Origin of the sequence: Teredinibacter turnerae T7901, assembly GCF_000023025.1 — a bacterium.
In the GTDB taxonomy this organism is placed as follows: domain Bacteria; phylum Pseudomonadota; class Gammaproteobacteria; order Pseudomonadales; family Cellvibrionaceae; genus Teredinibacter; species Teredinibacter turnerae_B.
Genome location: NC_012997.1, coordinates 2,773,734 through 2,789,714 on the forward strand (window position 1 = coordinate 2,773,734; position 15,981 = coordinate 2,789,714).

The 15,981-nt window shown below is 51.7% G+C and carries 13 protein-coding genes; 3 read left to right on the forward strand and 10 right to left on the reverse strand.

Going from position 1 to position 15,981, the window contains the following annotated elements:
• Positions 1-64: 64 nt before the first annotated feature.
• From TERTU_RS11075 to leuC, 5 genes are all read right to left on the reverse strand, one after another.
• Positions 65-3,541, reverse strand: coding sequence for a FimV/HubP family polar landmark protein (locus TERTU_RS11075; protein ID WP_015820957.1), 3,477 nt, complete (start codon positions 3,539-3,541; stop codon positions 65-67).
• 343 nt (positions 3,542-3,884) lie between these two features.
• Positions 3,885-4,991: an aspartate-semialdehyde dehydrogenase gene (gene asd, locus TERTU_RS11080; RefSeq protein WP_015818862.1), complete on the reverse strand. Its 1,107-nt coding sequence runs from the start codon at positions 4,989-4,991 to the stop codon at positions 3,885-3,887.
• Positions 4,992-5,018: 27 nt separating this feature from the next.
• On the reverse strand, positions 5,019-6,092 hold the full coding sequence (gene leuB / locus TERTU_RS11085) for a 3-isopropylmalate dehydrogenase (protein WP_015818168.1): 1,074 nt from the start codon (positions 6,090-6,092) through the stop codon (positions 5,019-5,021).
• A 53-nt stretch (positions 6,093-6,145) separates the two neighbouring features.
• A complete protein-coding gene (leuD, locus tag TERTU_RS11090) occupies positions 6,146-6,793 on the reverse strand; it encodes a 3-isopropylmalate dehydratase small subunit (RefSeq protein ID WP_015817945.1) in 648 nt (215 codons plus the stop codon).
• A gap of 10 nt (positions 6,794-6,803) precedes the next feature.
• Positions 6,804-8,228, reverse strand: a complete 1,425-nt coding sequence (leuC, locus tag TERTU_RS11095) for a 3-isopropylmalate dehydratase large subunit (RefSeq protein WP_015817359.1) — start codon at positions 8,226-8,228, stop codon at positions 6,804-6,806.
• A 139-nt stretch (positions 8,229-8,367) separates the two neighbouring features.
• Between leuC and TERTU_RS11100 the strand changes: the two genes are divergently transcribed.
• Together TERTU_RS11100 and TERTU_RS11105 are read left to right on the forward strand one after the other, a co-directional pair.
• Complete coding sequence (locus tag TERTU_RS11100; protein WP_015816909.1) at positions 8,368-9,255, forward strand: LysR family transcriptional regulator; 888 nt, start codon at positions 8,368-8,370, stop codon at positions 9,253-9,255.
• A gap of 96 nt (positions 9,256-9,351) precedes the next feature.
• The gene (locus TERTU_RS11105) at positions 9,352-10,128 is read left to right on the forward strand and encodes a TIGR04219 family outer membrane beta-barrel protein (protein WP_015820757.1); all 777 of its coding nucleotides are present in this window, start codon (positions 9,352-9,354) and stop codon (positions 10,126-10,128) included.
• A 127-nt stretch (positions 10,129-10,255) separates the two neighbouring features.
• On the opposite strand, the gene TERTU_RS11110 is transcribed toward TERTU_RS11105, so the two are convergent.
• The 4 genes from TERTU_RS11110 to prmB form a co-directional block, all read right to left on the reverse strand.
• Positions 10,256-11,239 carry a hypothetical protein gene (locus tag TERTU_RS11110; RefSeq protein WP_015820164.1) on the reverse strand — a complete coding sequence of 328 codons (984 nt, stop codon included), beginning with the start codon at positions 11,237-11,239 and terminating at the stop codon, positions 10,256-10,258.
• 239 nt (positions 11,240-11,478) lie between these two features.
• Positions 11,479-12,639: an MFS transporter gene (locus TERTU_RS11115; RefSeq protein WP_015819794.1), complete on the reverse strand. Its 1,161-nt coding sequence runs from the start codon at positions 12,637-12,639 to the stop codon at positions 11,479-11,481.
• A 158-nt stretch (positions 12,640-12,797) separates the two neighbouring features.
• Positions 12,798-13,886 carry a chorismate synthase gene (aroC, locus tag TERTU_RS11120; RefSeq protein WP_015820515.1) on the reverse strand — a complete coding sequence of 363 codons (1,089 nt, stop codon included), beginning with the start codon at positions 13,884-13,886 and terminating at the stop codon, positions 12,798-12,800.
• Positions 13,887-13,910: 24 nt separating this feature from the next.
• Positions 13,911-14,828: a 50S ribosomal protein L3 N(5)-glutamine methyltransferase gene (gene prmB, locus TERTU_RS11125; protein ID WP_015817888.1), complete on the reverse strand. Its 918-nt coding sequence runs from the start codon at positions 14,826-14,828 to the stop codon at positions 13,911-13,913.
• Positions 14,829-15,020: 192 nt separating this feature from the next.
• Between prmB and folE the strand changes: the two genes are divergently transcribed.
• Positions 15,021-15,575 carry a GTP cyclohydrolase I FolE gene (gene folE / locus TERTU_RS11130; RefSeq protein WP_015818252.1) on the forward strand — a complete coding sequence of 185 codons (555 nt, stop codon included), beginning with the start codon at positions 15,021-15,023 and terminating at the stop codon, positions 15,573-15,575.
• Positions 15,576-15,594: 19 nt separating this feature from the next.
• Here the strand turns inward: folE and TERTU_RS11135 are convergent, their stop codons facing one another.
• A complete protein-coding gene (locus tag TERTU_RS11135) occupies positions 15,595-15,954 on the reverse strand; it encodes a hypothetical protein (RefSeq protein WP_015817795.1) in 360 nt (119 codons plus the stop codon).
• Between the last annotated feature and the right edge of the window lie 27 nt (positions 15,955-15,981).

The window sequence follows — 15,981 nt, forward strand, 5'->3', positions numbered from 1 at the left end:
TCATACCACAAACAAAAAAGCCCTGTAGTAGAACAGGGCTTTAGTTAACCAAGTCCGTCAGAAGCTAGACTTTAGACAAAAGCGCCTCAGCTTCTTGCTTCTGTTGGTCGGTACCTTCTTTCATAATTTCGTCGAGAATATCTTTCGCCCCTTCAGCGTCACCCATATCGATATATGCGCGGGCCAAGTCCAGCTTAGTCGCAGTTTCATCACTATCACTCAGGAAACCGAGATCGTCATCACCTTCAGGGTCAATTTCAGGAATCTCGAAATCCATATTGGATGAGCTGGGAACATCGGCAAGCGCAGCATCGAACAAACTTTCATCGGTTTCATCTGCGGGCTCAACAGATTCCACAAACTCTGGCTCTACCTCGGAAGTGTCCTCGACATCAAATTCCAGTTCGGCTTCCAGCTCAGGCGGCAACTCTGCGGGCTGGAGAGCGTCGTCTTCATCGAGCCCCAATTCCAGCTCTGCCTCTAACTCGTCCGCTGCATCACCCAGATTCATCCCGATATCTGCATCAAGATCATCAAAATCGGTGATTGGCTCTTCCATTTCCGCTGCGACTGCAGAGTCGTCAGACTCGTCAAAGTCGTCACCGCCCAACGATTCGAGATCGTCTATATCTGCACTCTCGACGCTCAGGTCCGATGTGAGCGCATCAAGCTCCTCATCTAACGCGGACAGATCAAGGTCGAGATCATCGTTGTCACTATCGCGAGCTTCTGTCTGTTTAGGCTCATCGTCAAGGGCAAGTACGGACTCGAAATCATCATCTGTCTCCGGTTCGGAGGCTGACGCGTCTTCGTTTGCGGCAACGTCATCAAGCTCATCCTCCACTGACAAGGCATCCAGCTCACTCAGATCAAATTGACCGGTGTCCCCTTCCGCGACGTCATCAACATCCAGGACGCTGTCCAATTCCTCTAGATCCAGGTCGAAATCATCACCGGCTTCGCCTTCGGCCTCCATAGAAAACTCGTCAGGCACATTTAGCGCAAGAACATCTTCGTCCTCTTCTTCGACGGGCTCCTCTGCCAATTCAACATTGAAATCATCATCGTCAGTAGCAAGCTCATCGCCAAGATCGAGTTCCAGCTCGAACTCATCTTCAAGCGATTCCAATGAAGCAGGTTCTTCATCATCATCCAGTGAGATTTCACCAAAGTCTAAGGTTTCGTGCTCTGCCTCCTCCGAGGCATCGTCTTCGTCCCCCAGAGAGAGATCAAACGCGTCCTCATCCAACGCAAGCAGATCGTTCTCCGCAACATCACTTTCAGCGCTCAAGCCTTCAGCTTCAAGGTCTTCACCGTCGCTTAAATCCAGTGACAGTTCAAACTCGTCTTCATCCAGATCTTCATCGCTGTTGAGTTCCGGTGCGATGTTCAGGGTAAATTCTTCGGAATCGATGTCGTCTTCTATGCTCTCTTCCGGGAGATCCAGTGATAATGGTTCTTCGTCAGTATCCAAATCCAGGGAAAGATCCGAGAAGTCATTCTCATAGGAAGATAACTCGTTAGCTGGCTCCTGGGCTATGGCTATGGAGTCCGCGGAGTACAGGCTGGCATCAAAAGGCGATGCACCACGAATTGTTTCACGTAACTGAGCAGCCCGCTCGATAGCATCCGCATCACCCAAGGCGATTAGCGCGGTGTATTGGGGGTCAAATCGATCCGCATCTTGCTCAGCCGCATAAACTTCCAGCAGTTTTGCTCGAATAAGAGGATTTGACGGTTCGCGCGCAATCGCCTTGCTCAGCATCTCCTCCGCTTGGTCATATTTTCCGTAGGCGATATAGATATCCGCTTCACCTACAACATCTTCAGTCTCGGGTTCGGAAAGCTCTTCTTCCGGCTCTCGTAATTCGTCTTCTCGCTCTAACTCATCCTCACTCTCTGAGAGATCGTCCATTGCAAGAGATTCGAATTCGTCTTCAGTGGACTCAGGCTCTTCAGGCGCTTCAGCAAAAAGGGGCTGTTCGATAAAATCGTCGTCGAAGGAATCGTTTTCCTCTTCCTTGTTGCGGAACTTCAGGAACGCAACTACGCCACCAATAACGACCAGAAGACCCAGCGCGATGTAGAGGATGTTGTCCATCACGTGATCCAACAACGTTTTCTGCGGCGCTGCTGGAATAACCACTTTAGTCGGCGACACTGTCGGCGTAGGCACTGGGGTTGGAGTGGGTTCGGGTTCTACAACCTCATTCTCAGCGCTGACCGGCACTTCTGCCACATCAGCAGCATCAACAGTATCTTCTTCAACCGCCGACTCGCCCGAGTCCGCCAAAACCTCTTCGCCCTCGCCAACGAGTTGGTCGTCATTTGCTGCAGTTTCTGCGGCGTTCTGCTCATCGCGAGTTTTCGCTGCTGAAAGCTGCAGTGCACGCAACTCGTCGTTGGTTAGCTCAACCATGCGCTCCATGGTTGTTATCTGATCCTCGAGGGAGGCAATGCGTGAACGTAAATCTGAGTTTTCACGCTCTGTTTTATCCAGCTGTTCCAGGGTTATGGCAAGCTCGTTTTCCAGCGCTTCCTGGCTGCTCTCTCCAGCACCAGAGCCACGCCCTTCGTTCGCCGCACTGAATTCTTCTGGCGAGGACAACTTCACTCGACCGCCTGTACTGGCAGTACCTTGTGACTGAGATTGATAGTTACGACTCGCGTCCAGCTGCTCCGAACCGGTACCCGCCAGGGCATCGGAGGGTGCGCCTGACCAGCGCGCATTCTGTGCGGCCACTTCGCGCACGGCTTGGGACTGTTTGTAGTCAACAATTTGCTCGCGGGAGGGAATGCGCAGAATCTGCCCCTTCTTGAGCAGATTAATGTTGTTGTTGTAAAGGCCTGGGGATTCGCTTGCTGCATTGCCAGCATGGTTTGCTGAATACTGACGCTGCGATCCGGTCTCACCTGCTTGGCTATTTCCCATAAAGTGGTTAGCTTGCACTTTGTAGGAGTCACCTTCCTGATAAGTCGCCGCTACCTGTTGCGCGTCGCCCGCACCAGTCTGGCTGCGGCCAGGCGCCTGATCGTAGCTGGAGCGAGGATTGTAGTTCGAAGAGCCACTGGTTTGTTGGGCAGGGACTGGTTTCGCTGGGGACGTTTTCGCCGGTGCGACAGGGCGTGCTGGAGTATCGCTAAACAACGGCAGATCCATCAGCACCGTATACTCGCGCAACAATCGACCGCTCGGCCACTGCGCCTGCAGAACAAAGTTCAAGTAAGGTTCGCGAACCAGCTTACGCGAGGTTACATGAATGACAGGGCCACTTGCGCTTTTCAGGTCCACCTTAAATTTCAGGTCGGTAAGAAAATAGGGTCGGTCGACGCCAACCCGCTCGAAGTCTGCTGCTGAAGCCAGCCCAATGAGAATCTCGCTTTCGGTGAGATCCCGAACTTCCAGCAATTGAATTTCAGCATTCAGCGGTTGATTGAGCGCGGACTTGAGCGTGATTTCGCCCAACCCAAGCGCGTAGCCCAACTGCGAAATCGAGCCCGCAAACGCGCCTAACAAAACCAACAGAATTCGACGACCCATAAGGTTAATCCTTTTTTGCTTATTTAGAATGGCGCGAATTGACTAATTAAAACCTGCGGGAATCACTACGCCAGACCAAACCTTGCTCAACGCCGAGGTAGAAAACCTCGAATAATCTTTCAGTATTGGTCGTAAGTATTCATTATAAATAGGTTTTTTTCAACTTATAGGCTCTGTAAATCGGCCGTTATGAGGAGAGTTGAAAGAAATATCACAGAATTTCAGAGCATATTTTAATCAATACTCTTGGATTAGTGAGAACCGGATGGCAAAAGGAGTGAGAAATGCTCTCTGAGGTAGAACGGCAACCAAAAAGGGCGGCATGTGTGCCGCCCTTTATCGCTTAACTTTCGCGCAAAATACGTAGCATTCGACGCAACGGCTCTGCAGCCCCCCAAAGCAGCTGATCGCCAACAGTAAACGCGGAAAGATACTCGGGCCCCATGGCCATTTTGCGCAATCGGCCGACCGGAACAGAGAGGGTGCCGGTTACTTTGGTAGGCGTCAGTTCCTCAAGCGTCGCATCCCGATCATTAGGGATCACTTTTACCCAGGAGTTCGCATTGGCGATCAACGACTCCACGTCAGCGAGAGGAACATCTTTTTTCAGCTTGATAGTCAACGCCTGACTGTGACAGCGCATTGCTCCAATACGCACACAAATCCCGTCGATGGGAATCGGACTGTCGGAGGTGCCAAGAATTTTGTTCGTTTCAACTCCGCCCTTCCACTCTTCTTTGCTCTGGAAGTTCTCCAACTGCTTGTCGATGTAGGGCAGCAGAGAGCCTGCCAGCGGCGCGCCGAAACGGTCAACGGTTAAATCGCTGCGCATCGCCTCAACAACTTTGCGGTCAATATCCAGGATCGCGGACGCAGGATCGGCCAGCTCGGTGGCCACACTATCGCGTATCTGCCCCATCTGAGTGATAAGCTCACGCATGTTTTGTGCGCCGGCACCGCTTGCTGCCTGATAGGTCATGGCGGAAGTCCACTCCACCAGATTTTCGCGGAACAGGCCGCCCAGCCCCATCAACATCAGACTGACCGTACAATTGCCGCCAATATAATTCTTGATGCCTTTTGCCAGACCGTCGCGGATAACGTTGTCGTTGACAGGATCGAGAACGATCAGCGCATCTTTATCCATCCGTAAAGACGAGGCTGCGTCGATCCAATAGCCCTGCCAACCTGCCGCGCGCAGCTTGCCAAATACTTCGCCGGTGTAGTCACCGCCTTGACAAGAGATAATGGCATCCAGCTGTTTAAGTTCGTCAATGCTGTAAGCGTCCTTCAACGCAGGGGCTTCGACGCCCACATCAGGCGCGGTGCCACCGACATTAGAGGTGGTGAAAAATACAGGCTCGATACCAGCAAAATCGTTTTCTTCCAGCATCCGCCCCATAAGCACGGAACCCACCATTCCGCGCCAGCCAACAAAACCTACTTTCATCGTGAATTCTCTCGGTTAATACGTTTACTAAATTGCTGCGACGACCGCATCGCCCATTTCTTTGGTAGACACCTTGGTGCAACCCTCAGAAAAGATATCTGCGCTTCGATAGCCGTCATCCAGTACTTTGCCCACCGCCGCTTCGATGGCGTCGGCAGCTTCTCCCTGATCCAATGAATAACGCAACATCATTGCCGCAGACAATATGGTCGCCAACGGATTGGCAATGCCCTGCCCTGCAATGTCGGGCGCGGAGCCATGCACTGGCTCATAAAGCCCGCGCTTGTCTTTATTGAGTGAGGCTGAGGGCAACATGCCAATAGAGCCGGTCAACATTGCTGCTGTATCCGACAAGATATCGCCGAACATATTGCCGGTTACAATCACATCAAACTGCTTCGGCTGACGCACCAACTGCATGGCTGCGTTATCGACATACATGTGCGAAAGCTCAACCTCGGGGTACTCGCGTGACAGGCTTTGGACCACCTCGCGCCACAGTACAGTTGCCTCCAATACATTGGCCTTATCAACCGAACAGACTTTTTTGTTGCGCTTCATCGCCATCTCGAACGCCATCCGCCCGATACGCTCGATTTCGTGCTCAGCGTAAACATAGGTGTTGTACCCTTGCCGTTCGCCGTTATCCAGCAGGCGAATGCCTCGCGGCTCGCCAAAATAAATGCCGCCGGTCAGCTCGCGAACAATGAGGATATCGAGGCCCGCAACCAGTTCGGGCTTTAACGACGAAGCATCCGCGAGCTGAGGGTATAGAATCGCCGGGCGTAAATTGCCAAACAATCCCATCTCATAGCGTATTTTCAGCAGACCTTTTTCAGGCCGAATACTGGAGTCCAGAGTGTCCCACTTGGGCCCACCCACCGAGCCCATCAACACGGCATCAGCCGCCTGACACTTCTCCAAGGTAGAGCTGGCCAGTGGCACGCCATGAACATCAATCGCACTGCCACCGATGAGTTCTTCCTCAAACTTCAACCCCAGCTTGTGCTTTTTATCGACGACTTCCAGCACCTTAACGGCCTCGGCAACAATCTCCGGACCAATGCCGTCACCCGGCAACAAAACTATTTTCTTACTCAAAGATCTTCCCTCGTTGTTAGAGAACTGCAATTTTAACGTGTGCGCCAAGCGGACTATTGATGCACAGCATTAAACAACCACGGCTGACTTTGACGCCGTTGCGCTTCGTAAGTTTGGATTTTTTCTGCATCCAAAAGCGTGAGACTGATGTCATCAAAGCCGTTCAGCAAACAATGTTTGCGGAATTCATCCACGTCGAACGTATAAGTCTGGCCCGCCGATGTTACGGTTTGCGCTTGCAAGTCTATCTCGATCTGAAAGCCTTCTTCGCTGTACATTGCCGCAAACAGACTGTCGACAACGGCTTCGTCGAGAACAATAGGCAGCAACCCGTTCTTAAAACAGTTGTTGTAAAAAATATCTGCAAAGCTGGGTGCTATTATCGCGCGAAAACCGAACTCTTCGAGCGCCCATGGTGCGTGCTCCCGACTGGAACCACAACCGAAGTTCTTACGCGCCAATAAAACGCTCGCGCCCTGGTAGCGGGCATGATTCAAAGGGAATTCCGGGTTGAGCGGACGCGAGCTGTTGTCCTGCCCCGGCTCACCCTTGTCGAGATAACGCAATTCATCGAACGCATTGGGGCCAAAGCCTGTGCGTTTAATCGATTTTAGAAACTGTTTCGGAATAATTAAATCCGTATCCACATTGGCCCGGTCCATTGGCGCAACAAGGCCGGTGTGTGTTGTAAAAGCTCGCATAGTTCTACCCTCAAGATTGCCAATCGCGAATATCAACGAAGTGACCGCTAATAGCCGCGGCGGCAGCCATGGCCGGGCTCACCAGGTGGGTACGACCGCCGTACCCCTGCCGACCTTCAAAGTTTCGATTGGAGGTAGACGCGCAGTGCTCCCCTTCACCCAACCGATCAGCGTTCATCGCCAGACACATGGAACAACCGGGCTCACGCCACTCGATGTTTGCAGCAGTGAATATTTTATCCAGCCCTTCGGCTTCTGCCTCGGCTTTTACTGCGCCAGAGCCCGGAACCACAATCGCCTCCTTCACTGAGGCGGCTTTGGTTTTGCCTGCCACAACTTTCGCCGCGGCGCGGATGTCTTCGATACGGGAGTTGGTGCAGGAACCGATAAACACGCGATCCACCGCTATATCCGTAATCTTCTGGCCTGGGGTTAACCCCATGTATTCCAGTGCACGCGCGACACCCGCGGCTTTTACGCCGTCACTTTCTTGTGCGGGATCGGGAATAACTCCGTCGACAGGCAGTACCATTTCCGGTGATGTACCCCAGCTGACCTGCGGCTTTATCTGAGCGCCATCCAGCTCTACGACCTCATCAAATACCGCATCGGCATCGCTGTGCAGCTCGCGCCAACGGGCTTCGGCCATCGCCCAATGATCGCCTTTCGGGGCGAATGCGCGCCCTTTAACATAGTCGAGGGTGATCTCATCCACGGCGACCATGCCCGCTCTGGCACCAGCTTCAATGGCCATATTACACACCGTTAAGCGCCCTTCCATCGACATGGCGCGAAACACATCACCACCAAATTCAATCGCAAAGCCAGTGCCACCTGCGGTACCAATTTTTGCGATGATCGCGAGAACCACGTCTTTCGCCGTTACGCCCTGGCCGAGCTGGCCATCGACTTTGATCAACATGTTCTTCATCTTCTTCGCAACCAGACATTGAGTTGCAAGCACATGCTCGACCTCGCTGGTACCGATGCCAAATGACAGTGCGCCCAAGGCACCGTTGGTCGAGGTGTGAGAATCGCCACACACAATGGTCATACCCGGCAAGCAGCCGCCGGTTTCAGGACCAACCACATGGACGATACCCTGGCGATTGTCGTTAATTTTAAATTCGACAATACCCAGCTCGTCGCAGTTGTCATCCAGAGTTTTGACCTGGATTTTGGAAATCGGGTCAGCGATACCATCGACACCCGACGCGCGCTCGTTAAATGTAGTTGGCACGTTGTGGTCTGGCGTTGCGATAACGCTGTCCGTTCTCCAAGGTTTACGGCCAGCGATGCGCAAACCTTCGAAGGCCTGCGGCGACGTTACTTCGTGAACGATGTGCCTATCAATATAAATCAGCGATGATCCATCATCGCGCTGGCTGACCACATGGTCATCCCACAATTTGTCATAGAGTGTGCGTCCCGCCATGAGCGCTGCCCCTTTCGTCATTAGCAGTTAAACAGGCTGCAAATTTTAAATAAGCTGTTGCGATAACTCAAATTCATTATTTTCATCGTTTGGATTCCAAACTAGAATAGATGAATCTTTCTTGGCAGAGATGCTTCTCATGGATACGGATTCACTAAAATCGTTTATCGCGGTCGCCCAGTGCCAGTCCTTCTCGCTAGCCGCCTCCCGTCTCCACCTCACCCAGCCAGCGGTGAGCAAACGCATCGCTGCACTCGAAGCTCACCTGAACCACACGCTATTCGATCGCATCGGGCGCGAGGTTCGCCTGACCGAAGCCGGAAAATTATTATTGCCGCAGGCCGAAACAATTTTGCAGGCTGTGGCTGACACTGAACGCAATATTCGCGAGCTGACCGGTGAGATTTCCGGTGTCCTGCGGGTAGCAACCAGCCATCATATCGGCCTGCATCATCTACCGCCCCTACTGCGGCAATTTGTTTTATCCCACCCAGAAGTCAACCTTCAGTTCGAGTTTTTGGATTCGGAGAGAGCCCACGAAAAGGTATTGCGCGGTGAGTGCGAAATTGCCGTTGTCACTCTGGCACCGGAACCGGTCGCACAGTTGGAAAGCCGCATTATTTGGCCCGATCCGCTGGATTTCGTTATCGCAAAAACCCATGAGCTGGCCGCACACGAAACGGTAAATTTGCAGCAGCTGAGCCGCGTGGACGCAATTTTGCCCGACTTGACGACATATACCGGCCGGATAGTGAAGGAGTATTTCGCTCAGCAGGAACTCGAACTCACACTCAGCATGACCACCAACTACCTGGAGACAGTGAAAGTTATGGTATCTGTCGGCCTGGGCTGGAGTCTGCTTCCTCGCTCCATGATCGACGGAAATCTGCACGCTTTGCCGGTTCGCGAAGTATCTCTGCATCGAAACCTAGGGGTTATCAACCATAAAAAACGCTCCCTTAGCAACGCTGCACGCGCCTTCTATCGCCTACTCTGCGATACAACGCAAAAGACTGGTGCTATTTAACATAAACACTAAAAGAATTTGCTATAAAGCATGCACTGGCGGGACGCAGAGCGAGCCCATCGCGCCCGTGCTTCATTCATTTACCAAAGGCTTCTTATGTCGACGAAAACACCGTTAAAAACCGTAAAAACACAGGTTGCCATCGCTGTACTTTTGGCAGCACCCATCACCGCACATGCTGACACCCTACTGGGGATTTACGCAGGTGCAGGCGTCTGGCAAGCAGACATCGATGGTGCAATCGGCACCGACAGCGACCCTATCACCACCGAAGAGCTGGGCCTGGACAGCGAAAACAATAATTATTTTTATTTGGCATTGGAGCATCCGGTACCTGTGCTACCGAACATCCGACTTTCTCAAACGGCCTTAAAGCACGAGGGCGCCGCAACTGTCAGCCGCGAGTTCACCTGGGACAACCAAACTTTCTCCGGCGAGGCCGCCACTGCGACAACGCTCGATTTCACCATGACAGATGTCACTCTTTACTACGAAATTCTGGATAACTGGGTGAGCCTGGATATCGGAGTAACAGGCAAGGTGCTCGACGGCGAAGCGATTGTACGTCAGCCAGCTTACAACCGTTCCGAAACGATCGAGCTCTCCGGCGGCCTGCCACTGCTATACGCGATGGCAAGGTTCGACCTGCCTCTGACCGGGCTGTATGTGGCAGCAAAAGCTAATTACATTGGCTATGACGACAGTACCGTTAGCGATGCCGACTTCCACATTGGCTACCGCTTGGAGTCTGTTCTGGATGTCGGCGCAGAATTGGGATACCGCCAATTCAAGCTCGACTTACAAGACTTTGAAGATGCAACAGCCAACCTGACTTACGATGGCCCTTACCTTAACCTGGCCATTCACTTCTAATCTGTATTTGTATATCACGCACAAAAAAGCCCCTTAACGTAAAAGGGGCTTTTTGAATGTGTGTTTCACGCAATGGTTGCAGTGCTTTTTAGTTCTTGATGAGCTTAGTACTTGATCGACCTGCTACTTAATTCGCCTGCTGGTTTGAAATGGTTGGATCTTCTTCCTGATCGGCCAGTAAGGTTTGCATCTCAGCCTGACCGCTCAAGGCTTGCGCCTGCGCGAGAGCTTCAACAACGCCATCCTCGTTGTTGTCCAGGGCCCAATAATAGGTCGCCCTGTTCATGCGCGAACTTGCCTGCAGCCGGTAAAAGCCCACATGGGATTTCTTTGCCCCGGACGACTCTTTGCGAGCCATAACCAATTTAGAGCCCGCAGCAGCCTCAGTCCATAGTTTTGCCGATCTTTTGTATTTACCCGTGCGACCAAAGCCATCCGCTGCCATTTCGTAACTTTTGCCTGACAAACGCATCACCCGAAAGGCAATCACCCGATATGCGGCTTTTGCCTGTGGGCTGCTTTCAGCCAAATACATTTCCCAAAGTTGATCGCCATACTCGCGCCAACCTTCAGCAAAGCCCTCCGAGGACTTGGCAAAATCTGCCCAGTGAGACTCCGCAGAACTGGCTTGACCTGTCGCAATCCATTGCGCACTCACTTGGCGCTCCAAACCGTAGACTGTATCTAAATCAGCATCGATCTTTTTGAGCAAGGCAATAGCATCGGCAAACCAAAGGCTCGACACCTTATTGCGTAATGTAGAAATATCACTGTCCATTCCTCTGAACGTGTTTTTTACACGACTTACGCTTGCATCCATTTCACTCGCCGGAAGCTTTGCTGGCGACTCCGTCGACAAAGCAAGAGGTAGCGGCGTTGCGGCGGGCCCATGAAGCGAGCAGTAGTCTGTGGGGACATTATTATTTGCAGTACAGCTTTGTTTGAGCTTCAACTCATAGGTGTAGCAGTAATCCTGCCATGCTTCCCTCGGCAAACTAGTACAATCGCAATCGACCGCTGGGCAGCTATTTGCCTCTACAGCGATTGCTTTGGAAATAAAGAGCAGCATCCCGAGTACAGATACATAAATCGTGATGTTTTTCATAGTCATGTTTGCATAATGCGGCACACAAGATGCCCGCATGGTCCTAAATCTAAAGCCAACACCTCGCTGGCCCCCCAATAAATTATCGCAACCCGTTTTTTCGTGCGAGCCATTCCGATTGGCACCTAATTCCCGATCCAGTTGGCACGTATTATTGTAGAGATTTCGCACTTTTCAACAAGCGAAACCGGTAACATCTTCATACTTTGTGAGACGCATCAATATTTTTTGATAACACTTTAGCACTAAGCTTTTGAAGCCCCCCAACCACCATCAAGTTTGCCACGGTAACCTATGTAGACTGCAATCGCCAGCCCCAATAAAGTTGAAACGAACGACAGCAAGAACGCCTGTTGCGGGGAGGACTGCCAAAAGATTCCACTAAAATAAGCGCCTAACGCGTTGCCTCCACCAAAGCAGATGGCACTGTACAGCGCCTGCCCCTGCCCTTGCGCAACCTTACCAAAATGCTGGCGCACAAATTCTATTGCTAATGCATGCGCCGCGCCAAAAGAGAATGCATGAATGAGCTGGGCCAATAACAAAACAACGAGATTGTCGGCCAACCAACCAATCAATAACCAGCGCAACCCGGTTATGGCGAGGGTAAATAAAAGCAACTGCTGAAATGAAAATACCCTCATCAAAAATGGCATTTTGATAAATAAAACTATCTCTGCCACCACCCCAATTGCCCACATGACCCCGATAAAACTTCGGGAGTATTCAAGTGACGAGAGATATATGCTGTAGAAGGTATAATAGACCCCGTGACTGATATGTAATAGTGTAACAACAGCAAAAAACCACCATATTACGGGGGCTCGCAGCACGTTGAAGAAGTCCTTTTGTGAGTACTCGGAAAGACGCTCTGGCTCCGCCGGCAACGCTAGGCTGGACAAATAAATACCAATTAAGCAGACAAAAATCACGCTCGGTAAGTGGGCGATAGACACATAATCGAACATTACTCCCAAGCCAACCACGGCCACCATAAACCCGATAGAGCCCCATACTCGGATTCGACTGTACTGCTCGGTATGGCCGCGCAAATGCCCAAGGGTTATCACCTCGAACTGCGCCAGTATCGCGTTCCAAAAAAAACTGAAAACGGTCAAGTAGAGCGCAAGCCAGAAAAGATCACGGGTAAAAAACACGCCCACAAAAAAAACGCAGGCTCCAATGGCGCCCAACTGTGCAACTAATAAACGCCGACCACTGTAATCAGCGAGAAACCCCCAAATATTGGGGGCCGCTATCTTGGTAACCATGGGTATCGCACTTAGCAGTCCAATATCCGCAGGTGAGAACTCAAGACTCTCCAGATAGAGCCCCCAAAACGGCGAAATGGCGCCAACGACGGCGAAATAAAAGAAATAAACCGAAGATAGTCGCCAATAAGGCATGAAGCTTTGTCCGTTGACAGCAGAGTTGTTTGTAGCCGCGTAGCTTATCTACAATGGATGAAGAGTGCGGGTTGTACTGCTCCACACAAATAAGGCAGCAACAGTTAGCTCCGTCCCGATCTGGCTTTTTGACAAGCCAAGAAGGGCCTCAGCCCACCTCAGCCTGGAATCGTAAATTCTGTTTCGACATGGCCATTCTGACCACGATGTCTCAACGCGTGGTCCAGCACCACCAGCGCCATCATTGCTTCGGCGATCGGGGTGGCGCGAATACCTACACATGGGTCATGCCGCCCTTTAGTCACCACTTCTATCGGGTTGCCGTGAATATCGACACTTCGCCCCGGCAGGTGCAGGCTGGAGGTTGGTTTTAGGGCGATATGGGCAATAAGATCCTGCCCGGTAGAAATCCCCCCGAGGACGCCGCCGGCATGATTAGACAAAAAGCCCTCCGTGGTGATTTCGTCCCGATGCTCCGTACCCTTTTGAGCAACAGCGTCGAATCCAGCACCGATTTCTACGCCCTTCACCGCATTTATGCCCATCAGGGCGTGCGCCAAATCGGCGTCCAATCGATCGAATATTGGCTCGCCAAGGCCCGGTATCATCCTGCTGGCAATTACAGTAATTTTTGCCCCAACAGAATTCCCCTCTTTATTGAGCGCCTGCATATAGGCTTCCATCTCGGGAACCTTATCCGCATCAGGGCAAAAAAACGGATTTTGGTGAATCTGCTCCCAGTCGACTTTCTCAATCGCAATCGGACCCAGCTGGGACAAATACCCCTTAATTTCGATTCCCCAGAGGGTTTTCAGCACCTGTTTCGCAACCGCTCCAGCCGCGACACGCATAGCCGTTTCCCGCGCTGAAGACCTGCCTCCCCCTCGATAGTCCCGAATTCCATACTTTTTAAAGTAAGTGTAATCCGCGTGTGCCGGCCGAAACTGATCTTTGATATTGCCGTAATCCTTTGAGCGCTGATCTGTGTTTTCGATGAGCATGCCAATTGGCGTACCTGTAGACTTACCTTCAAACACACCCGAAAGCACTTTAACTTTATCTGCTTCGCGCCGCTGGGTTGTGTAGCGAGATTGGCCTGGCTTGCGGCGGTCGAGGTCCTCCTGGATCAGCGCTTCATCCAACGCGATCCCCGGTGGGCAACCGTCTACAATGCAACCTAATGCCAAACCGTGGCTCTCACCAAACGTGGTAACGGTAAACAGCTTACCGAAGGTATTCCCAGACATATTTCAACCAAGGCTCATATTTAGTTATTGTTGAAAAAACTCAGCAAACTCGTGAAGTTGTTCGGCGCTAAGCATAAACACACCGTGGCCTCCGTGCTCAAACTCCAACCAGACGAATGGCACTTCTGGATAGGCCTCTTCTAATGCCGCCCAGCTGTTGCCCACCTCAACCACCAGCAAGCCATTGCGCGTAAGGTGTTTACTGGCATCGCGTAAAATGCGTCGCGCGAGAGAGAGGCCGTCGTTACCTGCGGCCAAACCCAAAACGGGCTCAGCATGATATTCCGCTGGCATGGAGGACAGATCATGGGCGTCCACATAAGGTGGATTCGACAGGATCAAGTCGTATTTACGACCGATAAAATGTGGGGCATTAAAAAGATCGGACTCAATGGCGGTAACCCGATCGACGAGTTCGTGGTTGCGGATATTACGCGCCGCCACTGCCAGCGCAGATGCCGATATATCCGAAATATCGACTTCACTTCCCTGAAAAACAGAGGCCGCCAAAATCCCGATGCAGCCACTGCCAGTGCACAAATCAAGCACGCTGGCCGGGTCTTCCTGAAACCAGGGGTGCATGCCGTTTAGCAGCAATTCGGCTATCGGCGAGCGCGGCACAAGGACGTTCTCGTTGACCTCGAAACGCAGTCCGCCAAAAATCGCTTCACCCGTGATATAGGCCGCAGGCACTTTTTCTTTGATTCGACGGCCAATTGCATGGAAGACACGCTTCTTCTCATCTACCGTCAGACGAGTGTCGTATATAAGTTCCAACCGCTCCCAAGGTTGGGCCAGCGCCCAAAGTACGAGAACAGCACACTCGTCCCAGGCGTTGTCAGTGCCGTGACCAAAATACAGTTTGGCACGTACAAACCGACTCGATCCCCAACGGATCCAGTCTTTTACGGTAATGAGCTCTGAATTAAGTTCTTCCAACATGTAATGGCGCGCAGATACAAAAGCCGAGTATTTTAGCCTGAATGCGCCGTTAGATCACAGCGATTTTTAGGCCCGAAGAAACGCTCGGCTCGTAAACTTATCGTTCAACCTGTTGCGGTATTAACGGTAACCTTGCTGTAATATACCGCTTTTTTTTCGGCCACAGGGCCGAGTGTAGTTTGAGGAAATAGCATGAAACCGACACCGGCTGAGCTGTACGCCAACTTAATAAGCTCTACAGGAGAAGACCTTCAAAGACCCGGCCTCCAGGGAACACCTGCACGCGCAGCCACGGCATTCGAGTACCTCACTAGCGGCTATAAGCAGTCAGTACAGGAAGTTGTAAACGATGCCCTGTTCCCTTCCGATTCAAACGATATGGTGGTTGTGCGCGATATCGAGCTCTTCTCCCTGTGCGAGCATCATATGTTGCCGTTTATAGGCAAGGCGCATGTGGGGTATATCCCGACTGGCAAAGTGCTGGGGTTATCTAAAGTCGCAAGAATTATTGATATGTACGCACGTCGTTTACAAATCCAGGAGCAACTAACGCACCAAGTGGCCAGCACCATTGCCGAGGTAACTGGCGCCGCAGGTGTGGGAGTTATTATCGAGGCCAAACACCTTTGTATGATGATGCGCGGTGTTGAAAAGCAGAACTCAGTAATGAAAACGTCTGCCATGCTTGGTAGTTTTCGAGCGAATCTAAGTACGCGCAGTGAGTTTCTAGCACTGCTGAACAATTAAAGCGCGCAAATTGCGGGAGTCAGCCGGTGGCGTTTCGCTCACCGGCTTCAGCAAAAGATTGCAATATGTTGTTATAAGTGTGCATGTCGCCAGCTGAGATGAAGATCATCGCAAGTTCAAGCTCAGCACCGCGATCACCCGACAACAAACGGCAGTAAACCACTTGCGTTTTAGCCCGTAGGCGGCATTTGCCACCCCTGTAAGGCGCGTTCACTTCAATATTCGCCAGTGAACCAACGGGAAGTGCCTGATTATAAGCAACAATAAACCCCTGCTTGGCGATGCCCGTAACACGGGCATCAGTTATGCGGCGGTCTGGCGTCATTACCCGAGCACTGTAACGGACCGAAAAGTGGGGCGGAGCAAGGCGATTGTTCATGCGGAATCCTCTTACGATGGATGCGAG

Excerpts from the sequence above, each read along its gene's own strand:
- TERTU_RS11075 (WP_015820957.1), bottom strand. The coding sequence starts at position 3,541 with ATGGGTCGTCGAATTCTGTTGGTTTTGTTAGGCGCGTTTGCGGGCTCG.
- TERTU_RS11115 (WP_015819794.1), bottom strand. The coding sequence starts at position 12,639 with ATGCCTTATTGGCGACTATCTTCGGTTTATTTCTTTTATTTCGCCGTC.
- asd (WP_015818862.1), bottom strand. The coding sequence starts at position 4,991 with ATGAAAGTAGGTTTTGTTGGCTGGCGCGGAATGGTGGGTTCCGTGCTT.
- leuD (WP_015817945.1), bottom strand. The coding sequence starts at position 6,793 with ATGCGAGCTTTTACAACACACACCGGCCTTGTTGCGCCAATGGACCGG.
- TERTU_RS11100 (WP_015816909.1), top strand. The coding sequence starts at position 8,368 with ATGGATACGGATTCACTAAAATCGTTTATCGCGGTCGCCCAGTGCCAG.
- prmB (WP_015817888.1), bottom strand. The coding sequence starts at position 14,828 with ATGTTGGAAGAACTTAATTCAGAGCTCATTACCGTAAAAGACTGGATC.
- TERTU_RS11135 (WP_015817795.1), bottom strand. The coding sequence starts at position 15,954 with ATGAACAATCGCCTTGCTCCGCCCCACTTTTCGGTCCGTTACAGTGCT.
- TERTU_RS11105 (WP_015820757.1), top strand. The coding sequence starts at position 9,352 with ATGTCGACGAAAACACCGTTAAAAACCGTAAAAACACAGGTTGCCATC.
- folE (WP_015818252.1), top strand. The coding sequence starts at position 15,021 with ATGAAACCGACACCGGCTGAGCTGTACGCCAACTTAATAAGCTCTACA.
- TERTU_RS11110 (WP_015820164.1), bottom strand. The coding sequence starts at position 11,239 with ATGACTATGAAAAACATCACGATTTATGTATCTGTACTCGGGATGCTG.
- leuC (WP_015817359.1), bottom strand. The coding sequence starts at position 8,228 with ATGGCGGGACGCACACTCTATGACAAATTGTGGGATGACCATGTGGTC.
- aroC (WP_015820515.1), bottom strand. The coding sequence starts at position 13,886 with ATGTCTGGGAATACCTTCGGTAAGCTGTTTACCGTTACCACGTTTGGT.